Origin of the sequence: Mesorhizobium calcicola (genome assembly GCF_042682105.1) — a bacterium.
Taxonomy (GTDB): domain Bacteria; phylum Pseudomonadota; class Alphaproteobacteria; order Rhizobiales; family Rhizobiaceae; genus Mesorhizobium; species Mesorhizobium calcicola.
Window position 1 is genome coordinate 13,288 of record NZ_JBHUGY010000079.1, and the last position, 20,338, is coordinate 33,625.

A 20,338-nucleotide genomic window follows, 5' to 3' on the forward strand; every position below is an offset into this window, starting at 1 on the left:
TAAGAGATGGCGGAAAGGATGCGCTCACAACCGCTATTGTCAATCGCGGGCAGTGGCTCCAGGTCGCCGGTGGGGACTTCAGTTCGGCTGCGGATCCGGCTTTTTGAGCAGACCCTCAAGCAGCTGCTTGAACGCCGTCATCCACCTTCCTCGACGCGCGTCGCTTCGGGGTCATTCGAATTGGCGATCCGTTGCGCGCCGCCTGACTGCTCGCGCCGTTGATCAGCCGCGAGGCCGTCTCGGGGTCGAGGCTGGAGACGACCACATTCCCTCCTCCTGCAGCGCCGTCAGATGACCGGTCATTGAAGCGATGCAACGCATTGGCATTCGGCCATTGTGCCGATCGCCCAGCATGGCCGGGCCATCCCGGAACATGATGCGCTGGATTTCCGGCTCCAACGCCATCTCGATATAGGTCGTGCATTCGTCGACGAAATACTGCCAGCGGGTCGGCGCTCTCGACGCGACCTCGGTCACCCGCAGCAGCCATCTCGCCGTCGATTTCGGCCGATGACCGCCTGCAGCAGTCCTTCTTGTCGCCGAAAATGATGATAGAGCGCGCCGCGCGTCAGCCCGGCGACGCGGTGAAATCATCCATCGAGGCTTCGGCATAGCCGATCGTGCCGAAGGCGATGGCGGGGCCGCCGCGATCAGCTTGCCGCGCGTCTCGGCATCATCTCCTTGCGAGGTTTGTGCATGGCTTCTGGCCTTATTAACATACGCCTCGTATGCCAATTGACATACGCGACGTATGATCTATTTAACAATCATACGCTTCGTAATGTATTGTCGAACCTGCCTTTGTCGAGAACCGGACATGCAAATCCCTATTCGAAATCTTCGCGCCCCGGCGCAAGGGCTTTGCAGCTGCGGGCTTCATGGCCCGCCTGCCGATCGCGATGGCGCCGATCGGTATCGTGGCAATGCTGTCGCAGAAGCGTAGCGAATACTGGCTGGCCGGCGCGGTCTCCGCGACATTCGCGCTGGGCAATGCTTTCGTGGCACCGCAAATATCGAGGCTGGTCGACCGCCTTGGCCAGACACGGATCGTGGTGCCGACCACCATCATCTCCGTGTCTCGCTTTCGCGGTCCTGATTGCGGCGGGCCAATCAGGACTGGCCGGTATGGACGCTGTTCGTGTCGGCGCTGCTGGCCGCGGCGATGCCCAGCATCCGGCCAATGGTGCGCGCACGCTGGACCGAGATTTTTCGCGGGCGGCCGGAGATGAATACCGCATTCGCCTTCGAGTCGGCGGCGGACGAGCTGGTCTACATTGCCGGCGCATCGCTGTCGGTCGGCCTGAGTGCCGCCCTGTTCCCGGAAGCGGGAATGCTGGCAAGCACAGTGTTCCTCGCCTTCGGCTCGACGGCGTTCATCCTGCAGCGTTCGACCGAGCCGCAAGTGCGACCGGTGGAACATGGTTCGCGCGGCTCGGCAATTCGCCTGCGGCCGGTGCAGATCATCACCTTCGCCCTGATCTTCATCGGCGCGACCTTCGCGACGACGGAAGTGAGCACCGTGGCGATCACCAAGGAGCTTGGCCAACCCGCGCCGCGAGCCTCGTCATCGGCGTCTACGCGCTGGGATCGTTCGTGCTCGGCATCATCGTCGGCGCGCTCAATCTGAACGCACCGCTGCAACGCCAGCTGGCTATCGCGATCGCCATCATCGCGCTCAGCACATTGCTGCCGCTCTCCGCCGGCACGGTGCCTCTGCTGGCCTTGACCGTCTTCCTCAGCGGCGTGGCGATCTCGCCGACCTTCATCACGGCATTCGGCCTGATCGAGCGGCATGTGCCGGAAGCGATGCTGACCGAGGGCATCACCTGGGTGACTACCCGGGATCGGCATCGGCATGGCGCTGGCTCGTTCGCGGCCGGCTCGGTGGTCGACGCGTTCGGCGCGCAGAACGGGTTCTGGGTGTCGGTGGCTTCAGGCACAATCGCACTGGCCACGGTCCTGCTTGGCCAGCGCAGCCTTGCCACGCCTGAGTGCGACCTGGACGGGTGCGAAGCGGCCGCCGTTCCCGCGGAATGAACCCCGAAGCGCCTGGTTCGAACGGGCCAGGCGCTTCGCGGCACTTACCCTCGTCAGAGAATCTCGGTCTTGGCGATGTGGATGCCAAAACCCTCGAGACCGACATAGTGGCGCTCGCGTGAAGCGATCAGGTTGATCGAGGAAATGCCGAGATCTTTCAGGATCTGCGCGCCGAGGCCGATTTCGCGCCATTCGTTTTCGCGGCGGCGCGCCTCTTCGTGATCCTCGCGGTCGGTCGAAGCCGGCCGCTTGCGTTCCTGGTGGGCAACGCCGACGGAGCCTTCGCGCAGATAGACGATGACACCACGCCTGCGCTCGCCCATTGCCTTCATGATGGCGTCGAGCCGGTGGCTGGTGCCGAACACGTCGGTCACCACATCCTCGGAATGCAGGCGCACCGGCACCTCCTCGCCGTCGCGGATGTCGCCGAAGACAATGGCGACGTGATGCATGGAGTCCCACGGCAGCGTGTAGGTGAAGACCTGCGCCTTGCCGCCAAGCGTGTCGATTTCGGAGCAAGCCACGCGCTCGACCAGCGTTTCCTTGCGTTGCCGGTAGGCGATGAGGTCGGCGACCGAAACCTGTTTGAGACCATGCTCCTCGGCAAAGGCCGAAACCTGCGGGCCGCGCTTGACGGTGCCGTCGTCATTGACCAGTTCCGAAATGACGCCGACCGGCGCCAGGCCGGCGAGCTTGCACAGGTCAACCGCGGCTTCGGTATGGCCCGAACGCATCAGCACGCCGCCCTCGCGCGCGATCAGCGGAAAGATGTGGCCGGGACGGACGAAATCCGAGCCGCCGACATTGCCGTTGGCGAGATTGCGCACGGTCAGCGTGCGGTCCTCGGCCGAAATGCCTGTCGTCGTGCCGTGCTTGAAATCGACGCTGACGGTGAAAGCGGTGGTGTGGGCGGAATCATTGTCGGCGACCATCGGCGACAGGTTGAGCCGCTTGGCCTCCTCGCGCGGCATCGGCGTGCAGACGATGCCGGAGGTGTGACGGATGATGAACGCCATCTTCTCCGGCGTGCAATGGACGGCGGCGACGATCAGGTCGCCCTCGTTCTCGCGCCCGTCATCGTCCATGACGACGACGATCTCGCCGCGTTCGAAAGCGCGCAGGGCTTCGACGATTTTCTTCTGGTCGTAAGGCATAAAAGCTCGCTTCGCTCGCAGGGAGTAGGGAATAGGACAGTAAGGGAGTAGGGAAAAGCAAAAAATGGCGGTATCTGTAAGCCCTAATGCCTACTGCCTATTCCCTGCCCTGTCTGTCCCCGATGACGCAGATAGTGATCGGCAATGGCGCAGGCAACCATCGCCTCGCCGATCGGCACGGCGCGGATGCCGACGCATGGATCGTGACGGCCCTTGGTCATGATCTCGACGTCGTGGCCGTCCTTGTCGATCGACTTGCGCGGCGTCAGGATCGACGAGGTCGGCTTGACGGCGAAACGGGCGACGATCGCCTGGCCGGTCGAGATGCCGCCGAGGATGCCGCCGGCATTGTTGGACAGGAACACCGGCCTGCCGTCATTGCCCATGCGCATCTCGTCGGCATTCTGTTCGCCGGTGATGCGGGCAGCCTCAAAACCATTGCCGATCTCGACGCCCTTGACGGCATTGATCGACATCAGGCCGGAGGCAATGTCCTGGTCGAGCTTGGCGTAGATCGGCGCGCCGAGGCCTGCCGGAACGCCGTCGGCGACGATCTCGATCACCGCGCCGATCGACGATCCCGCCTTGCGGATGCCGTCGAGATACTGCGTGAAGACGGGAACGGAAGCCGGATCGGGCGTGAAGAACGGATTTTCCGCGTCGCCAACAAAATTCCAGTTCCAGTTGGCGCGGTCGATGGACTTTTCGCCCATCGAGACCAGGGCGCCGCGCACCACCATGCCCGGCACCACCTTGCGTGCCAACGCTCCGGCCGCGACTCTTGCCGCCGTCTCGCGGGCCGAGGAGCGGCCACCGCCGCGATAGTCGCGTATGCCGTATTTGACGTCGTAGGTGTAATCGGCATGGCCCGGCCGGTACTGGCGGGCGATTTCGCCATAGTCCTTCGAGCGCTGGTCGACATTTTCGATCATCATCGACACCGGCGTGCCGGTGGTGATCATCGTCTCGCCGTCCTCATCGAGCACGAAGCCCGACAGCACCTTCACCTCGTCGGGTTCGCGGCGCTGGGTGACGAAGCGTGACTGGCCCGGCCGGCGCTTGTCGAGATCGGCCTGGATGTCCCGGAGGGTAAAGCGGATGCCGGGCGGACAGCCGTCGACCACGCAGCCGAGTGCGGCGCCGTGGCTTTCGCCCCAGGTGGTGACGCGGAAAAGGTGGCCGAACGTGTTGTGAGACATAAAATGACCCTGCCCGGCGTCGGAGCCGGCTTAGCGCATGACCCGAAAATCGAAGCGATTTTCGGAAAGGATCATGCGCAAATCAAAAAGTGCCACAGCGTCTCTTGCGCTCCAAGTTGACGCGCGGCGCTGCAGTCTGCCTTCTATTGGCGTTTTTCACAGGGGTCAAACTGTGATCTGGCGGATTTAGTTTTGACACATTCGGTTGGTTTCTGCTCTCTTCCATCAGTCAGCCATCGCCTGCCGCCGCCATGCCGGTGCAATGACAAAAGAGGAACGATTATGCGTACCCTGATTGGCGCCGTCGCCGCCACGCTGCTGCTTTCCACCGCCGCTTTCGCCGGCCAGACCGAAGGCCTGATCAAGAAGATCGACAAGGACACGGCGACGCTGACGCTGGATGACGGCAAGTCCTACAAGCTGAATGCCGAGACAGATCTCGACGCGCTGAAGCCGGGCATGGATGTCGTCCTCGCCTACGATGAGACCAATGGCGAGAACATCGTCACCGACATGGAATTGCCGGACACCGAATAAGAGCTTTCCAGCTCCGCACAGCCAGAGTCCGACAAGGCCGGAATCGGCCACCTTCTAAACAGCTTGGACGCGCCGGGCGAGGGCTGGCCCTTGCCAATGCCTTCCGTTGGTAGCAATGTCGGCTCGGGTGGATCTCGAACAATATCGGAGATCCGGGGCGGAGCCGAACAATGTGCAGCGACTGCGAGCGCGAAGGGGTCGACCGGAGGGGTTTCCTCAAGGTCGGCGCGGGGCTCCTTGCGATCGGGCTTGGCGGCGCTTCGTGGTCGGCGCGTGCGGCAGAGAGTGCTGCGCCGGCATTGTCCCCCGATGCAGCGCTCGCCGCGCTGAAATCCGGCAACGAACTCTATGTCAGCCACCCGGAACTGTGCTCGATCGACCTTGCCGCGCAGCGGAAGGCTGTCGCCGGGCATCAGGCGCCATGGGCCACGGTCATCAGTTGCGCCGACAGTCGCGTTCCGCCTGAGTTGATCTTCGGCGGCCAAGGCGTTGGAGAACTGTTCGTCGCGCGGAACGCTGGCAATCTCGTCGACACGGCGACGCTCGGCACGGTCGAATACGGCGCGGCGGTGCTCGGCTCGCCGTTGATCGTCGTCCTCGCGCACACGAGCTGCGGTGCCGTCAAGGCGGCTTGTGACGTGGTCACCAAGAACGCGACCTATCCGGGCGCGATCGGCCCGATGATCGAACCGATCCTGCCTGCGGCGATCGCGGTGCGGAGCGAGGCGGGCGATTTCGTAGACAACGCCGCCAAGGAGAGCGCGCGCAGGACTTTGAGGCGCCTGGCCGTTTCAAGCAAGCTCCTGGCCGATCTCACCGGGGCCGGGAAGCTGAAGATCGTCGCGGCAATCTACGATCTTGAAACGGGTGTGGTGACCTACATCGAATGAGACGTTCTTCCGGGACGGATGGGGTCGAGAATTGGGAACCTTCTAAACCAATCTCGGATGAATAACCTTTCCAGCTACAGCCACTCCAGGCGTTCACCCTGCAGCCTGAGCACGCGATCCTGCGGTATTTCCAGGTTTGCTGCCTCGTTCTCCGCCATCCCCTCCACGAAGCGAAACAGGGCCCGCATGACCCCGCCATGCGTTACGCAGATCGTCTGGCGCTGGATCGCCTCGAACCAGGGTTTCACCCGTTCGAGCAGCATCTGGTAACTCTCCGCGCCCTCGCCGGGCGGCTGGAAGTTCCATTTGTCCAGCGCGCGTGTCCGGCGCGCCCCTGGATACTGCGTCTTGAGCTCGGCATAGGTAAAACCCTGCCAATCGCCGAAATTGACTTCCACCAGGCGAGGATCGGTTCGATAGCCATCCGGATCGAGCTTCATCGCGGTGCGGATGCGCTGCATCGTTTCGCGCGTCCGCTTCATTGGGCTGGCGACGAAATCGAAATCCGCGGGATTTTGCACCAACTCGGCCAGCCGATGACCGTTTCCGGTCGCCTGCTCGCGGCCAAGCGCATTGAGGTCGGTGTCGGCCTGCCCCTGAAGCCGGGATTCGGCGTTCCACGCGGTCTGGCCGTGGCGCACGATATAAACCAGCGGGTACATCAGGTCTTCCGGTACGAGGTCTGGACGGACGACGGTTCGTGGGTGTCAGTCCTTGACCGTCGAAATGTCCGGGGCGTCGACCGCCTTCATGCCGACGACGTGGTAGCCTGAATCGACATGATGCACCTCACCGGTGACGCCGCGCGACAGATCGGACAGGAAATAGACGCCGGAATCGCCGACTTCCTCCTGCGTCACCGTCTGCTTCAGCGGCGAATTGTATTCGTTCCATTTCAGGATGTAGCGGAAATCGCCGATACCGGATGCGGCAAGCGTCTTGATCGGGCCGGCCGAGATGGCGTTGACGCGAATCTTCTTGGCGCCGAGGTCGACGGCCAGATAACGCACGCTGGCCTCGAGCGCCGCCTTGGCGACACCCATGACGTTGTAGTGCGGCATCACCTTTTCGGCGCCATAATAGGTCAGCGTCAGCAGCGAGCCACCATTGGTCATCAGCGCCTCGGCACGCTTGGCAATGGTGGTGAAGGAATAGACCGAAATGTCCATGGTGCGCAGGAAATTGTCGCGCGTCGTCTCGACGTAACGGCCGGTCAGCTCGTCCTTGTCGGAAAAGGCGATGGCGTGGACGAGGAAATCAAGCTTGCCCCAATGCCTGGCGACATTGGCGAAAACCTCGTCCAGGCTCGCCGGATCGGTGACGTCGCAATGGCCGGCGACAAAGGCGCCGAGTTCCGCCGCCAGCGGCTCGACACGCTTCTTGAACGCCTCGCCCTGATAGGTGAGCGCGATCTCGGCGCCATGGTCGACGCAGGCCTTGGCGATGCCATAGGCGATCGATCTGTTGTTGGCGACGCCAAGAATAAGGCCGCGCTTGCCGGCCATAAGGCCCTGTCCACCCGCCATGTCAGCGCTCTCCGCAAGATTTTCAGCTTTGTGGAGTGCCCTATCGCACAGGCACACTGCCCCTTCAAGCGTTCAAACCGGACAGTTCGGGGGACAAAAGCCGCCAATCAGCCTTTTTGACCGCGCAACAGCGCTTCGAGCGCGCTATCGCCGCCTTCCGGCAGCATGATCCGCACATGGGCATAGAGATCGCCATGGCCGCCGGCTTTCTCCGGCAGACCCCTGCCCTTCAACCGCAGGACCTTGTCCGAGCTCGACCAGGCGGGAACGTTGACCGCCAGCTTGCCGGTCGGCGTCTCGACGGGAACCTTGGCGCCGAGCACCGCATCCGCCAGCGTCACCGGCAGATCGGCATGCAGGTCGCGGCCCTCGATGCGGTAGCGCGGATGCCGGCGCAGATGAATCTTGACCAGCGCATCGCCCGGCTGGCCCGGCCCTTGCTCGCCTTGCCCCTTCAGCCGGATGGTCTGGCCGTCCTCGACATAGGCCGGCAGCTTGACCGCCACCTTGCGGCCGTCTGGAAACATCGCCGTCACCTTTTCGGCGGTCGCCGCTTCCTCGATGGTGACGTCGAGGGTCACGTTCAGATCGGCGGCGGTGGCCTGCTGGCGGCGGTCGCCCGTGCCGGGGCCGCGCGCGCCCGAAAAGGCGTCGCCGAAAATCTGGCTGAAGATATCGCTGTTGCCGTCGAACGGATCGCCGCCCGGACGGCCCGAGCGGAATTCGAATCGCGAACCGCCAGGCCCTTGCTGCCGGCGAAACCCGGCGAAGGGATCACCGCCACCGGCAGCGCCCTCAAAACCCTGGAAACGCGGCTTGCCGTCGGCGTCGATCTCGCCGCGATCGAACGCGGCGCGATTCTTCTCGTCGCCGACGATCTCGTAGGCCTGGTTGGCCGCGGCAAAACGGTCCTTCGCCTTGGGATCATTCGGATTCTGGTCCGGATGATGCTTCTTGGCAAGTTTCCGGTACGCCGATTTTATGTCCTTGGCCGATGCGTTCTTGGCAACGCCCAGCACCTCATAGGGGTCGCGCATGCGTCCTGCCTGCAAGAAGGGGTGAATCTACAGTTGCCTCTATATGCGCTCGCATAGGAAGAAATTCCAGTGGCGCATAGCCACATAGACGGCGAAATTGAAGCGAGCTTCTACTATCGCCTTAATCTCTTGCGCGCTCCAATTGTTCGCTTCCGAAACCTGGCGAATGTCGGCCATCGGGCGCGCCAAGCGTTCATTCCCAGCCAAATACCGTCAACGGCATGGCGGAATGGATACTGGCCGTCTAAGACCACCGATGTTAGGCTGAAGGCATGACGCGCGAGGCTGCGATAGCGCGATCGGAGGCCTACTTCGATTCAGGCGCTTTTCGGGAGGATTTGGCCCGTCGGATTGGCATGCCAACAGAAAGCCAGAACCCTGATCGCGAACATGTGCTGGTTGAATATATCGAGGCTGAGATAAAGCCGACATTCGAACTGCTTGGCTTTGCCTGCCGAACGCTTAGCCAGGACGGCTGGCCATTCTTTTTCGCCGAACGCACAGAGGACGCGACACGTCCGACGGTACTTGGCTATGGCCACGGCGACGCAATTCGCGGGTTGGATGACGAGTGGGACGAGGGACTTTCCCCGTGGCGTCTGACCGAACGTGACAACAAATGGTACGGACGCGGCGTCGCCGACAACAAGGGCCAGCATTCGATCAACGTCGGCGCTCTTCGAGCCGTGATCGAGACGCGCGGAAGGCTCGGCTTCAATGCCAAGTATCTGATCGAAATGGGGGAAGAACGGGTCTCGCCTGGCCTGCGGGAACTGGCCAAGACCCACAAGGAATTATTCCGATCGGACGTGCTGATCGCCTCGGATGGTCCCCGCCTCTCCGCCGAAAGGCCGACCGTTTTTTGGGCTCACGCGGCTCTATCTCCTTCGACATCTGGATCGACGCGCGGAAGGGCAGCCATCATTCGGGAAACTGGGGCGGTCTCCTCTCGGATCCCGCCATTCAACTTGCCCATGCCATTGCGAGCATCACCGAACCGACTGGAAAAATTCGGATTCCGGAGTGGCTTCCGACAAGCATTCCCGACGATGTGCGACGCGTGCTTGCGGACTGTGAGGTGGAGAACGGCACGGAGGAGCCCAAGATCGATCTCGATTGGGGCGAGCCTGGCCTGACCTCTGCGGAGAAGGTTTTTGCGTGGTGCTCATTTTCGGTTCTGGCTCTCGAGGCGGGGAACCCAAGGACGCCTGTTGGCGCCATCCCATCCCGAGCCTGGGCGCGTTGCCAGCTTCGCTTCGTCATCGGCGTGGACGTGCAGAAAATCCTCCCTGCCTTGCGCCGTCATCTGGACCGCAACGGATTTTCGACCGTGCAGATTGCGAAAGCACGCGACGAAGTTTTTCACGCGACGCGGCTCGATCCGAAGCACCCATGGGTCAGTTGGGTGGTAGATTCGATTGCCCGTACGACGGGAAAGAAACCGCTATTCTGCCAAGCCTCGGTGGGTCACTCCCGAACGACGTCTTTTCCGAAATTCTTGAAATGGCGACCATTTGGGTTCCGCATTCTTATCCGGGGTGTTCGCAGCACGCGCCCAATGAGCATCTGCCGGTTGCCATTGTCCGAGAAGGCTTGGGGCTGATGGCAGGACTTTACTGGGATTTGGGCGAGCCGAATGGACAGCCAATGACTCGCTCAGGCCTTCGGAAAGCAGACATTGATGTCGATGCCACTTGAGGTCGGCTCTTGGCGCATAATCGCCTATCGATGTGGGCCAAACATGTGGTCTGGAACACTTAAAGCGCCTTGAAGTCCTGCATGTGCCAGCTACCGGCACTGGCCAGGCAGAGTTCGCCTTCGAACATGGCAACGCCATCAAAGCTTTCGCGCGAGGCCATGAAACGGCGGCATGTCTGGCCCTTGTCCTTCAATTCGGCCAGCCCGGTGATAGAGCCGCGTGACCCGGTACCGGCATTCGCCCACGGCACGGCCTGACCGCCGAGTTGCTCGATGTCGGCCGAGGACACCGCATTGCCGATCGTCGTCTGGTCGGAGTCGCGATCCGAACTGGCCGGCGCGGATGGGGCGGAGGTGCTGCTGGTCAGAATCGACCGATCAACTTCTGCTTTTTGCAGGCTGAAGCCACCCGCGCCGCAGGCGGCAAGCGGCAGGACGATCATCACGATCGCGGCTTTGGCGCTGGCTGAAGCAATTAGGCTGCTTTGCCTGCTGTCAAAAGCTTGCGCGATACGCGACAATCGGCAACCTCCCCTTGCTCCATAAGAATCTTTGGCTTCGCAACAATTTGAGAAAAACTATGAGTGACACAGAGTTAACAAGCCGTGACTTTACCGAGGCGGCGGAGCCGTTTCGCCTTTTTGCTGCATGGCTGGAGGACGCCACCAAAAGCGAAATGAACGACCCCAACGGCGTGGCGCTGGCGACCGTCGATGCCGACGGCATGCCGGATGTACGGATGGTACTGCTCAAGGGGTTCGATGAAGGCGGTTTTGTGTTCTATACGAATTTCGAGAGCGCCAAGGGCCAGCAAATTCTTGGCAGCATGAAGGCGGCGATGTGTTTCCATTGGAAATCGCTGCGCCGCCAGGTGCGTGTGCGCGGTCCGGTGGAGATCGTCAGCGACGCCGAAGCCGACGCCTACTACGCGACGCGACCGCGCGGCAGCCGCATCGGCGCCTGGGCTTCGAAACAGTCGCGGCCGCTAGAAAGCCGCTTTGCACTGGAAAAGGCGGTGGCCGAATACACGGCACGCTATCCGATCGGCGAAATTCCACGGCCAAAGCATTGGTCGGGTTTCCGCATCGTGCCCACGACCATCGAGTTCTGGCACGACCGACCGTTCCGGCTGCATGACCGTGTGGTCTTTTCGCGCGATACGAAAGGCGGCTGGGGCAAGACGAGGCTTTACCCCTAAAGCTCAGGCTTTCTTCCTGGTCATGAACGCCGTGAGCGCGGCGCGCGCTTCATCCGATTTCAGCCGCGCGCGGAAATGCTCGCTTTCCTCGCCGATGCGGGCGACGAGGTCGTCGCGCGAGCCGCGCATCAGGTCACGCGCGATCTTCAGCGCCTGCGGCGGCTTGGCCGCGATCTGGCCGGCCGCCGCCAGCACCGAGGCCTCCAGCGCGTCTTCCTCGACCACATCGTAGATCAGGCCGGCGGCCTTCGCCCGTTCGGCCGAAAAGCCCTCGCCAAGGCCGAGCAGCGCGAAAGCACCCTGCTGCCCCAGGATGCGCGGCGCCAAAAGGCTCGATCCTGCTTCGGGCACCAGTCCGAGATCGACGAAAGGCGTCCTGAACACAGTGCGCGGCGTGGCGAAGGTCAGGTCGCAATGCAGGTTGAGCGTCGTGCCGATGCCGACCGCGATGCCGTCGACGCCGGAGACCATGGGCTTTTCGATCCTGGCCAGCGCCATCAGGAAGTCCCAGACCTCGGTGCCGCCGTCGCCGCCGGTGGCGACGACCATGAAATCGGCCAGGTCGTTGCCGGAGGAGAAGGCGCCTGGCACGCCGAGGAACACATGGACACGGATTGCCTGGTCGGCGTCGCCCTCGGCCAGGGCTTTTGACATTTTCGCATACATGGCGCGCGTCAGCGCGTTCTTCTTGTCCGGCCGGTTCATGCGGATGATCTGGATGGCGCCCTGGCGCTCGACGAGGATATGATCTGTCACGGTTTTTCCTTGTGAACGTCAGGCAGAGATGAGCGCCTTGCCGGCAGCGGCAAGGCTTTCGGCGCCGCCGGTGACGCGCTCCTTCAAGGCGCGCGTTTCGCCAAGCAGATTCTCGGCGAAGAAGCGGCAAAGCGGGACGCGGCTATGATCGGCGAGCCCGCCTTGCGCCAGATAGGCACCACCGGCGGCGAGCGAGATCAGCCTGAGATAGGGCGTGGCGCCCGCCTGGGCCGCATCCAAATGGCCATCGGCCATCAGCTTCTGCAGGAAGCGCGTCGCTTCGGTGAGGTCGTCGAGTGCCTGGTCGAGCGCATCGGCGGTGCGGCCAAAGCCTTCGACGTTGGAGATCCGCACCGCATCGGCGACCGCCTTCAGTTCGGCAATGTATCTATGCACATGCTCGCCGCCGCCCAGCGGCAGCTTGCGCGCCACAAGGTCAATGGCCTGGATGCCATTGGTGCCCTCGTAGATCGGGGCGATTCTGGCATCGCGATAGAGCGCCGCCGCGCCCGTCTCCTCGATGAAGCCCATGCCGCCATGCACCTGGACACCCAGCGAGGCGACCTCGACGCCAACATCGGTCGAGAAGGCTTTTGCCAAAGGTGTCAGCAGGTTGGCGCGGTCGCGCCAGTTGGCGGCGGCCTCGCCTCCGGCGACGCGGGCGCGGTCAATGGCGTGGGCGCAGGAATAGCTGATGGCGCGCGCGATCTGGGTCAGCGCCTGCATGGTGAGCAGATTGCGCTGTACGTCGGGGTGATGGACGATCGGCGCCATACCGGCGCCGCCGTAGCCTGCGGCCTTACCCTGACGACGCTCATTGGCATAGGCGATCGCCTTCTGGGTAGCGGTCTCGGCCACCGCCACGCCCTGCATGCCGACGGCGAGACGCGCATTGTTCATCATGGTGAACATGCAGGCGAGGCCCTTGTTCTCCTCGCCGATCAGCCAGCCGATGGCGCCGGGCGCAGCGCCCCCAAAACCATCGCCATAGATCATGGTGCAGGTCGGCGAGGCATGGATGCCGAGCTTATGCTCCAGGCCGGAGCAGAAGACGTCGTTGCGCGCGCCCAGCGATCCATCGTCGCCGACCAGGAATTTCGGCACCAGGAACAGCGATATGCCGCGCGTGCCGGCCGGCGCATCGGGCAGCCGCGCCAGAACCAGATGGATGATGTTGTCGGTGAAGTCGTGCTCGCCATAGGTGATGAAGATCTTCTGGCCGAAGATGCGGTAGGTGCCATCGCCCACCGGCTCGGCGCGGGCGCGCAAGGCATTGAGGTCCGAGCCGGCCTGCGGCTCGGTCAGGTTCATCGTGCCCATCCACTCGCCGGAGACGAGCTTTGCCAGATATTTGGCCTTGAGCGCCTCGGAGGCATGCTTGTCGAGCGCCTCGACCGCGCCCATGGTCAGCGTCGGGCCGATGCCGAAGGCCATAGCGGCGGAGTTCCACATTTCGAGCGCGGCAACGGCAAGCATGGTGGGCAGGCCCTGGCCGCCAAACTCCTCCGGTCCTGAAAGTGCGTTCCAGCCGCCGTCGATCCAGCGCCGGTAAAGCTCCTTCCAGCCGGGTGGCGTGGTGACGGCCGCGTCCTTCAGCACCGCGCCATGCTCGTCGCCGATCTTGTAGAGTGGCGCGACTTCGTCGGTGGCGAAGCGGCCGGCCTCGGCCAGGATGGCATCGACCAGATCCTCGCCGAGATCGCCGAAGGTGCCGGCATCAAGGGCCGGCTTGAGACCAGCCACGCGCTTGAGCGTGAAAGCGATATCCTCGACCGCTGCCCGATACATGCCGCTCCCTCCTCCTGAACCATCGGCTGACTGATCCTAGGACCCGCACTGCCGCAAAACCATCCGCCTTTGGGCGGCGGTCTCCCATCTTCTTTTTACGTAAACGTCAAACTTTGTCACGCGGATTTTGCAATCGCGCCGGCGCAAAACCGCCAAGGCCTGCCAACGGCTTGTCGTTGAACCGCGGTAATTTCGCGCTGGTCGTCGCCAAACGCCGCCGCAGATCTGGCTTCCGCACCCGGAAGCATTTCCTTAACCATAGCGGTCCAGGATTTGTCTTTGATCAACGGGGATTCCCTGTTTGAAAAGGACCGCGCGCCTGTTTCGCCGCACAACGTTTTTCGCTTTTGCGGCGATGATGGCGCTGTCGATGGCGGCAAAGGCCTCGGATTTCTCCGAGCCCTGGAAGGACGCCGACCGCGCCCTGGTCGTCGACGCCTACGAATACAATTCCATCGACTGGGCCCAACTCGCCACCGACAAGCGGATCGTCGGCTTCATCAACAAGGCATCCGACGGCATGCCGCCGCCCTATTTCTGTCTCGGCGACGACACCGAGGTCAAGCTGTGCAAGGCGCTGTGGAAACGCCACGCGGTGACGCGCGAACTGTTCCAGACGCGCAAGGTGGTCGCCAAGGCACTCGGCCTCAAATGGGGCGCCTATCACCTCGCCCGCCCCGGCAATCCGGTCGAGCAGGCCAATAATTTCCTCGATTTCGCCGAACCCGCGCCGGACGATCTGCTGGCGCTCGACATCGAGGGCAACGATCCTTCGCAATGGATGTCGCTCGACGATGCCGAAGAGTTCGTGCGCCAGGTGCATCGACGCATCGGCCGCTTCCCGGTGCTCTACAGCAACGGCAAGACCGCCCAGTACATTGCCGACAACAGCTACCGATACCGGCTCCTGTCGCGGCTGCCGCTCTGGTATGCCCGCTACAAACCAGACATCGACGTGCATTTTCCGATGGGCAACTGGCAAGGCTACGCGCTGTGGCAGTTTTCGGCGCAAGCCAATTGCGGCCGGTTCCGCTGCCCTTACAGGGTCGCCGGCACGCCAAAGGACATCGACGTCAATGTCGCGCCGGCGGACGCCGCCACGCTGCGCGCGCAATGGCCGTTCGGCGGCCTGATCGACGTGCCGCCTGACTATCTCGCCTCGATACCGCTGCCGGTCTCACGCGAAGCCGGCCTCGCCGGCAACGTCACCATCACCTACGCCTCGGTTGCGGCGCCGCCGACCTTCGAGGAAGTGGTCGCGGCGCTGGGCACGCGCTGGACGAAGTTCCGCGACGGCTTCCGCATGCCGGTGGTGAAGACGGTGCCGCGACGGCCGGCCTTCGGCATTGTCCAATATGTCGCCTGGAAGCGGACCGAACAGCGTTCGCCCGAGCAACTCGATGCCGCCTTTGCCTCGGCCGATCCGCTCAGCACCGCTTCGACCGAGATCGATCGCGGTTTGCGGTAAGCTGCCGTTCCGCCAGTCCAGAACGTCAGTTTGCCTGTTCCCGCGCGATCGCCTGCCAGCCGATGTCGCGGCGGCAGAAGCCATCCGGCCAATCGATCCGGTCGAGCGCGGCATAGGCGCGTCGCTGCGCCTCGCCGACCGTAGCGCCTGATGCCGTGACGTTGAGGACGCGGCCGCCATTGGCAACCAGCGCACCGCTATTGATGGCGGTACCGGCATGAAAGATCTGGACGCCGTCGCCCGCCGCATCCTCGACGCCGCGGATGACAGACCCCTTTTCCGGCGTGCCGGGATAGCCCCTGGCCGCCATCACCACGGTGAGTGCGGCTTCATCGCGCCAGCGCACCGAGGTGTGCGCAAGCTGGCCGTCGGTTGCCGCATTGAGCAGGACCAGCAGATCGTCCTTCAGCCGCATCATCAGCACCTGGCATTCCGGATCGCCGAAACGGGTGTTGTATTCGATCAGCTTCGGCCCCTTGTCAGTGATCATCAGCCCGGCAAAGAGAATGCCGGCGAAAGGGGCGCCCAACTCGGCCATGCCACGCATGGTTGGCTCGATGATCTCGCGCATGGTGCGCTCTATCATCCGCGGCGTCATCACCGGCGCCGGAGAATAGGCGCCCATGCCGCCGGTGTTGGGGCCGACATCGCCATCGCCGACACGCTTGTGGTCCTGCGCGGTGCCGAAGGGCAGCGCCGTGGTGCCATCGCAGAGGCAGAAGAAACTTGCCTCTTCGCCGGTCATGAATTCCTCGACCACCACTTCCGCTCCGGCAGCGCCGAAAGACCCGTCGAAACAGGCATCGAGTGCCGCCTGTGCCTCACTGAGCGTCATGGCGACGGTGACGCCCTTGCCGGCGGCCAGGCCATCGGCCTTGATGACGATCGGTGCGCCCGCCTTTTCGACATAGGCTTTGGCGGACGCCAGATCGCCGAAACGGCCATAGGCGGCGGTGGGGATGTCGTATCTGGCGCAGAGATCCTTGGTGAACCCCTTTGAACCTTCCAGCCGTGCGGCGGCCTTGGAGGGTCCGAAGACGCGAATGCCTTGCGCGCGCAGATCGTCGGCAATGCCGGCGACCAGCGGTCCCTCCGGACCGACCAAGACGAGGTCGATCTTCTGGTCCTTGCAGAAGGCGGCAGCGGCGGCGTGATCGGTAATGTCCAGCTTCACCAGTTCGGCCTCGCCGCCGATGCCCGGATTGCCGGGAGCCGCATAGAGCCTGCTCAGCAGCGGCGACGCGGCGAGCTTCCAGGCGAGCGCATGTTCGCGGCCGCCGGAGCCGAGAAGAAGAACGTTCATGGCCACCTCTTGATGCCTGTGATCCTGCAGAGAACCCGCTATTGCTCTCTGCTCGGTGGGTCAAGGCATCAGGGCGCTTTGATCGGAATTGCGCACGGGAACGTTACCCCTCCCGAAAATCGGCGGCGCACACCACCGGCTATTTTCTGGCAAGTCCTTCAGCCCTGGAAGACGACCGGGAACCAGTCCTCGCGCAGCCTCTGTCCCGGCTGCATGCCGTGGCCATGGTAGGGCGGCGAGGTGCGCCCCGGCCGCTCGACATAGCGCGCGTCGTCGCCGATCCTGCAGCGGCGTCACCGCATTGGTGGCGCCCGGTCCCGACGTCACCAGCATGACACCGGCCTTGCCGGTCGAGCGCGCATAGCCTTCCGCCGCGTGGCCGGCGCCCTGCTCGTGGCGGACCAGAATGTGCTCGACCTCGTCCTGTTGGAAAATCTCGTCGTAGATCGGGAGTACCGCGCCGCCGGATAGCCGAAGACATGCTTGACGCCATTGTCCCTCAGCGCCTGCACCACCATTTCGGCGCCCGTCATTCACGCCGCTCACTCTGTCCGTTGCTCATCGGTCTGGTCCCGTACTGTCGCCATTTGGGCGTTGCTGGTCGTTTAGTCGTGTTTCAGGCAATAAAAAGGCCCCCGAGGGAGCCTGTGTGTTGCGCATGGGAGGTTTTCGCCCGGCGGTTACACCGCCTTGCCCACGCGCTTTCCTACGAGAATGAGTGCCGTTTCATGGTGGCGGGACACTAAGGGCGGGAAAGGCAGCCTGTCAACGGGAAAAATCGCGCCGGCACGCGGCCGGCGCGACTGCGATGGTCAGCCCGGCGCCTTGCAGCGGGAAACGCGCGGATCACATTTGGACACCTTCTTGGCCTGCGTCATTGCCGGCGGACGGTGAGGCGCGACCTGCGCCGGACTATGGTGCGGGGTCGTATGCATTGCCAGCGCCTGCTGGTGCGGCTTTTGCGGCCCGGCTCGGTATGCGAGGCGCTGGCCGGGTACCGACTTGAGTGGAGCCGAGTTGGGCGACGACTTTACGACGACCCGTCCATTGCCTGCGCTCTTGCTGGCATGGACCTTGAGTGCATCGGCCCTTACACGCCATTGCTGGCGACCATCCGCTTGCGTACACCCGGCTTGGCGGCGGCGGGATTGCCCGCTGTCACAGCGCCTGGAGAAATGGCCTTGTCGCCGGTCACCGTCTTGGGGCCGTGACCCGTGACGGTCGGCCCGCTCGTATTGGCGACCGCCGCGGCCGGTGTTCCATTGCCGGCCAGCTTCTTGCTCTCGGCGCCCCTCGAAGTATCGAGCCGCGCGCTGGCGATCACCCCCTTGCGAGGCGGAGTCAATTTTGCCGCCTTGATCGAGGCTATGACGGCTTTCGGGAACCGTTGCAGCCCGGGTCCTGCATTGATCGCCACAACCTGGTTGCCGAGCCGCACATGCGGCGCGTTGTTGACGACAACCGTCTGGTTGATGATCGTCGTGTTGCGCACGATGACGACATTTTCAGCGGCGGGCCGAACCACCCTGACCAGATCGACCGCGCCGATCGCCGCCACCCGGCACGAAACACCACCATGCATCGTCAAAGGCGACGTCGACATCGGGCGGCGCAGGCGCCCAGCCGACATCGTCGCCACCCTGGCGCCAGACCACCCAGGCTGGCGCCCATTGGTCGCCGGCGATCCACACCCAGCCGAAATCGGAATCATAGGCCCAGCGGCCGTAATGGTAGACGACATCGCCGAACGGCTCGGCGGATTGCCAGTACCAGCCGTCGTCGGTCCAGACCCATCTGCCTTCGGTGTAGGGCCGCCACTCGGCGCGGACCGTCGGAAACCAGACGTCGCCGAAGCGGCTGGAGGTTCGCCATCCGCCATAGCCTGAAAGCCTCTCGCGGATGGTCACGGAATCTCCGCCGCATGCGCGGCTTGGGTTCCGGGCACCAGCGGGACTGGTCAAGGTTGCGCTCAGGGCCATGACCAGAGCCATCGCAGCGGCACGTGTGCGCCGGCCAACAAAGTGAAGTGAAGACGGGTGCATAACGGGCATGACGGGCTCCAGAGTTCCGCATCCAGAAAATCGCCAGGAACCGCCCGTTGCCCGCTTTCGCTTCCCGGCTTCTTACCGATCGGTTGTCATTAGCCTCCGTGACCGCATTGCGGCACATGATCATCACGTTTGCGCGACCGGCGCAGCATTGCCGCTAGCCCCGGTGACCCCAATTCCAGACAAGCCATTGAAACCACTGAAAACTATGGTGGGGCGTGACGAAGGCCGTCATCTCTGCCGATACTTCATCGTTCGGCCGGCACGTCCGGCGGAGCCACCATGACGATCTGGATTCCACGGGAGGAAAGCTGATGCTCGACAAGGCCCCAAACAAGAAACTGTCCGACCTGCTCGACAATTCGGCGCCGCCCTGGCCGCCAATGACATCGAGAAAGCGGTCGATTGCTTTCAGGAGGACTGCTACTGGCGCGACCTCGTCACCTTCACCTGGAACATCAAGACCATGGAAGGCCGCGACCAGGTCCGCGACATGCTGAAAAGCCAGTTGTCGAAGACCAGGCCATCCCACTTTGCCATCGCCAAGGGCGAGGATGCGACCGAGAGTGATGGGCTGATCGACGGCTGGATCAGCTTCGAGACCGAGGTGGCGCGCGGCTTCGGCCACATCAGGCTGAAGGACGGCAAGATCTGGACGCTGCTGACCACCATGGCCGAGTTGAAGGCCACGAGGAGCCGGCGGGTTTCGCACGGCCGATGGGCGCCAAGCATGGCTCGGGCAAGAACCGGCCGACTTGGAAGGAAGAACGCGAGAAGGAAGCCACTGAGCTCGGCTTCAAGACGCAGCCCTACACGGTGATCATCGGCGGCGGCCAGGGCGCATCGCGCTCGGTGCGCGGCTGCGGCAGCTCGGCGTTCCCACAATCATCATCGAGAGAACGAGCGGCCCGGTGACAGCTGGCGCAAGCGCTACAAGTCGCTCTGCCTGCATGATCCGGTCTGGTACGACCATTTGCCCTATATCGATTTCCCGAAGAACTGGCCGGTCTTCTCGCCAAAGGACAAGATCGGCGACTGGCTGGAAATGTACACCAAGGTGATGGAGCTGAACTACTGGTCCTCGACCGAGGCCAAGAGCGCCTCCTATGACGACAAGACAAAGGAATGGATCGTCGTCGTCCACCGCGACGGCAAGGACATCACACTGAAGCCGAAGCAACTGGTGCTGGCCACGGGACAATCGGGCAAGGCCAATGTGCGAAATTCAAAGGCATGGAAAACTTCAAGGGCGATCAGCATCACTCATCGAAGCATGTCGGCCCCGATGCCTATGCCGGCAAAAAAGCTGTTGTCGTCGGTTCGAACAATTCCGCCCACGACATAGCAGCGGCACTTTGGGAAGCCGGCGTCGATGTCACCATGGTGCAACGCTCGACCACCCATATCGTCAAGTCCGACACGTTGATGGAGATCGGGCTGGGGTCCCTCTACTCGGAACAGGCGGTTCAGAGCGGCATGACCACGGCCAAGGCGGATCTCGTCTTTGCCTCCCTGCCCTACAAGATCCTGCACGAATTTCAGATCCCGGCTTACGCCGAGATGAAGAAGCGCGATGCAAAATTCTACGCGGGTCTGGAGAAGGCCGGCTTCATGCTCGACTGGGGCGATGACGAGTCAGGCCTGTTCATGAAGTATCTGCGGCGTGGTTCGGGCTACTACATCGACGTCGGCGCTTCCG

The 20,338-nt window shown here is 63.1% G+C and carries 18 protein-coding genes and 5 pseudogenes; 8 read left to right on the forward strand and 15 right to left on the reverse strand.

The window, feature by feature from the left end; genetic code table 11:
- Positions 1-78: 78 nt before the first annotated feature.
- Positions 79-698 (reverse strand): annotated as a pseudogene (locus ACFSQT_RS38315) (TetR family transcriptional regulator).
- 398 nt (positions 699-1,096) lie between these two features.
- Between ACFSQT_RS38315 and ACFSQT_RS38320 the strand changes: the two are divergent.
- Positions 1,097-1,627: a hypothetical protein gene (locus tag ACFSQT_RS38320; RefSeq protein ID WP_379027180.1), complete on the forward strand. Its 531-nt coding sequence runs from the start codon at positions 1,097-1,099 to the stop codon at positions 1,625-1,627.
- Positions 1,594-2,037 (forward strand): hypothetical protein, encoded by a 444-nt coding sequence (locus ACFSQT_RS38325; RefSeq protein ID WP_379027181.1) that lies wholly within the window; start codon positions 1,594-1,596, stop codon positions 2,035-2,037. Before ACFSQT_RS38320 ends, ACFSQT_RS38325 begins: the two co-directional genes overlap by 34 nt.
- A gap of 53 nt (positions 2,038-2,090) precedes the next feature.
- Here the strand turns inward: ACFSQT_RS38325 and ribB are convergent, their stop codons facing one another.
- Positions 2,091-3,191 (reverse strand): 3,4-dihydroxy-2-butanone-4-phosphate synthase, encoded by a 1,101-nt coding sequence (ribB, locus tag ACFSQT_RS38330; protein ID WP_379016915.1) that lies wholly within the window; start codon positions 3,189-3,191, stop codon positions 2,091-2,093.
- An 83-nt stretch (positions 3,192-3,274) separates the two neighbouring features.
- Positions 3,275-4,390, reverse strand: coding sequence for a chorismate synthase (aroC, locus tag ACFSQT_RS38335; protein WP_379016916.1), 1,116 nt, complete (start codon positions 4,388-4,390; stop codon positions 3,275-3,277).
- Between the two features lie 282 nt (positions 4,391-4,672).
- Between aroC and ACFSQT_RS38340 the strand changes: the two genes are divergently transcribed.
- Complete coding sequence (locus ACFSQT_RS38340) at positions 4,673-4,927, forward strand: DUF1344 domain-containing protein (RefSeq protein WP_379016917.1); 255 nt, start codon at positions 4,673-4,675, stop codon at positions 4,925-4,927.
- A gap of 170 nt (positions 4,928-5,097) precedes the next feature.
- Positions 5,098-5,817: a carbonic anhydrase gene (locus tag ACFSQT_RS38345; RefSeq protein WP_379016918.1), complete on the forward strand. Its 720-nt coding sequence runs from the start codon at positions 5,098-5,100 to the stop codon at positions 5,815-5,817.
- A gap of 74 nt (positions 5,818-5,891) precedes the next feature.
- Here the strand turns inward: ACFSQT_RS38345 and ACFSQT_RS38350 are convergent, their stop codons facing one another.
- The 3 genes from ACFSQT_RS38350 to ACFSQT_RS38360 form a co-directional block, all read right to left on the reverse strand.
- Positions 5,892-6,479, reverse strand: coding sequence for a histidine phosphatase family protein (locus ACFSQT_RS38350; RefSeq protein ID WP_379016919.1), 588 nt, complete (start codon positions 6,477-6,479; stop codon positions 5,892-5,894).
- Positions 6,480-6,524: 45 nt separating this feature from the next.
- Complete coding sequence (gene fabI / locus ACFSQT_RS38355; protein WP_352600354.1) at positions 6,525-7,343, reverse strand: enoyl-ACP reductase FabI; 819 nt, start codon at positions 7,341-7,343, stop codon at positions 6,525-6,527.
- Between the two features lie 107 nt (positions 7,344-7,450).
- Positions 7,451-8,380 (reverse strand): DnaJ C-terminal domain-containing protein, encoded by a 930-nt coding sequence (locus ACFSQT_RS38360; RefSeq protein WP_379016921.1) that lies wholly within the window; start codon positions 8,378-8,380, stop codon positions 7,451-7,453.
- A 272-nt stretch (positions 8,381-8,652) separates the two neighbouring features.
- Here ACFSQT_RS38360 and ACFSQT_RS38365 point away from each other — a divergent pair.
- Positions 8,653-10,078: pseudogene (locus tag ACFSQT_RS38365) on the forward strand (M20 family metallopeptidase).
- A 59-nt stretch (positions 10,079-10,137) separates the two neighbouring features.
- Here ACFSQT_RS38365 and ACFSQT_RS38370 read toward each other — a convergent pair.
- Positions 10,138-10,599 (reverse strand): RT0821/Lpp0805 family surface protein, encoded by a 462-nt coding sequence (locus ACFSQT_RS38370; protein ID WP_379016922.1) that lies wholly within the window; start codon positions 10,597-10,599, stop codon positions 10,138-10,140.
- A gap of 59 nt (positions 10,600-10,658) precedes the next feature.
- Between ACFSQT_RS38370 and pdxH the strand changes: the two genes are divergently transcribed.
- Complete coding sequence (gene pdxH / locus ACFSQT_RS38375; RefSeq protein ID WP_379016923.1) at positions 10,659-11,276, forward strand: pyridoxamine 5'-phosphate oxidase; 618 nt, start codon at positions 10,659-10,661, stop codon at positions 11,274-11,276.
- A 3-nt stretch (positions 11,277-11,279) separates the two neighbouring features.
- Here pdxH and ACFSQT_RS38380 read toward each other — a convergent pair whose 3' ends face one another.
- The 3 genes from ACFSQT_RS38380 to ACFSQT_RS38390 all read right to left on the reverse strand — a co-directional run bounded on the left by ACFSQT_RS38380 (position 11,280) and on the right by ACFSQT_RS38390 (position 14,107).
- Entirely contained in the window at positions 11,280-12,032 is a 753-nt protein-coding gene (locus tag ACFSQT_RS38380; protein WP_379016924.1) for a crotonase/enoyl-CoA hydratase family protein, read from the reverse strand.
- Between the two features lie 18 nt (positions 12,033-12,050).
- Entirely contained in the window at positions 12,051-13,820 is a 1,770-nt protein-coding gene (locus tag ACFSQT_RS38385) for an acyl-CoA dehydrogenase (protein WP_379027182.1), read from the reverse strand.
- Between the two features lie 116 nt (positions 13,821-13,936).
- The gene (locus ACFSQT_RS38390; RefSeq protein ID WP_379027183.1) at positions 13,937-14,107 is read right to left on the reverse strand and encodes a hypothetical protein; all 171 of its coding nucleotides are present in this window, start codon (positions 14,105-14,107) and stop codon (positions 13,937-13,939) included.
- Positions 14,108-14,175: 68 nt separating this feature from the next.
- Between ACFSQT_RS38390 and ACFSQT_RS38395 the strand changes: the two genes are divergently transcribed.
- Positions 14,176-15,288: a glycoside hydrolase family 25 protein gene (locus ACFSQT_RS38395; protein WP_379027186.1), complete on the forward strand. Its 1,113-nt coding sequence runs from the start codon at positions 14,176-14,178 to the stop codon at positions 15,286-15,288.
- A gap of 25 nt (positions 15,289-15,313) precedes the next feature.
- Here the strand turns inward: ACFSQT_RS38395 and purD are convergent, their stop codons facing one another.
- The 5 genes and pseudogenes from purD to ACFSQT_RS38420 all read right to left on the reverse strand — a co-directional run bounded on the left by purD (position 15,314) and on the right by ACFSQT_RS38420 (position 18,498).
- Positions 15,314-16,591: a phosphoribosylamine--glycine ligase gene (purD, locus tag ACFSQT_RS38400; protein WP_379019980.1), complete on the reverse strand. Its 1,278-nt coding sequence runs from the start codon at positions 16,589-16,591 to the stop codon at positions 15,314-15,316.
- Between the two features lie 158 nt (positions 16,592-16,749).
- Positions 16,750-16,872: pseudogene (locus tag ACFSQT_RS38405) on the reverse strand (phytanoyl-CoA dioxygenase family protein); the annotation flags it as partial.
- Positions 16,871-17,124, reverse strand: a pseudogene (locus tag ACFSQT_RS38410) (thiamine pyrophosphate-binding protein); the annotation flags it as partial. The pseudogenes ACFSQT_RS38410 and ACFSQT_RS38405, both read right to left, overlap by 2 nt.
- 557 nt (positions 17,125-17,681) lie before the next feature.
- Entirely contained in the window at positions 17,682-18,149 is a 468-nt protein-coding gene (locus tag ACFSQT_RS38415) for a hypothetical protein (protein ID WP_379027184.1), read from the reverse strand.
- Positions 18,097-18,498: a DUF6600 domain-containing protein gene (locus tag ACFSQT_RS38420; protein ID WP_379027185.1), complete on the reverse strand. Its 402-nt coding sequence runs from the start codon at positions 18,496-18,498 to the stop codon at positions 18,097-18,099. The genes ACFSQT_RS38415 and ACFSQT_RS38420 overlap by 53 nt, the downstream gene beginning before the upstream one ends.
- 455 nt (positions 18,499-18,953) lie before the next feature.
- On the opposite strand from ACFSQT_RS38420, the pseudogene ACFSQT_RS38425 reads away from it, so the two are divergent.
- Positions 18,954-20,338: pseudogene (locus ACFSQT_RS38425) on the forward strand (NAD(P)-binding domain-containing protein); the annotation flags it as partial.

Excerpts from the sequence above, each read along its gene's own strand:
- ACFSQT_RS38385 (WP_379027182.1), bottom strand. The coding sequence starts at position 13,820 with ATGTATCGGGCAGCGGTCGAGGATATCGCTTTCACGCTCAAGCGCGTG.
- aroC (WP_379016916.1), bottom strand. The coding sequence starts at position 4,390 with ATGTCTCACAACACGTTCGGCCACCTTTTCCGCGTCACCACCTGGGGC.
- ACFSQT_RS38350 (WP_379016919.1), bottom strand. The coding sequence starts at position 6,479 with ATGTACCCGCTGGTTTATATCGTGCGCCACGGCCAGACCGCGTGGAAC.
- ACFSQT_RS38345 (WP_379016918.1), top strand. The coding sequence starts at position 5,098 with ATGTGCAGCGACTGCGAGCGCGAAGGGGTCGACCGGAGGGGTTTCCTC.
- ACFSQT_RS38360 (WP_379016921.1), bottom strand. The coding sequence starts at position 8,380 with ATGCGCGACCCCTATGAGGTGCTGGGCGTTGCCAAGAACGCATCGGCC.
- purD (WP_379019980.1), bottom strand. The coding sequence starts at position 16,591 with ATGAACGTTCTTCTTCTCGGCTCCGGCGGCCGCGAACATGCGCTCGCC.
- fabI (WP_352600354.1), bottom strand. The coding sequence starts at position 7,343 with ATGGCGGGTGGACAGGGCCTTATGGCCGGCAAGCGCGGCCTTATTCTT.
- ACFSQT_RS38340 (WP_379016917.1), top strand. The coding sequence starts at position 4,673 with ATGCGTACCCTGATTGGCGCCGTCGCCGCCACGCTGCTGCTTTCCACC.
- ACFSQT_RS38395 (WP_379027186.1), top strand. The coding sequence starts at position 14,176 with ATGATGGCGCTGTCGATGGCGGCAAAGGCCTCGGATTTCTCCGAGCCC.
- ribB (WP_379016915.1), bottom strand. The coding sequence starts at position 3,191 with ATGCCTTACGACCAGAAGAAAATCGTCGAAGCCCTGCGCGCTTTCGAA.
- pdxH (WP_379016923.1), top strand. The coding sequence starts at position 10,659 with ATGAGTGACACAGAGTTAACAAGCCGTGACTTTACCGAGGCGGCGGAG.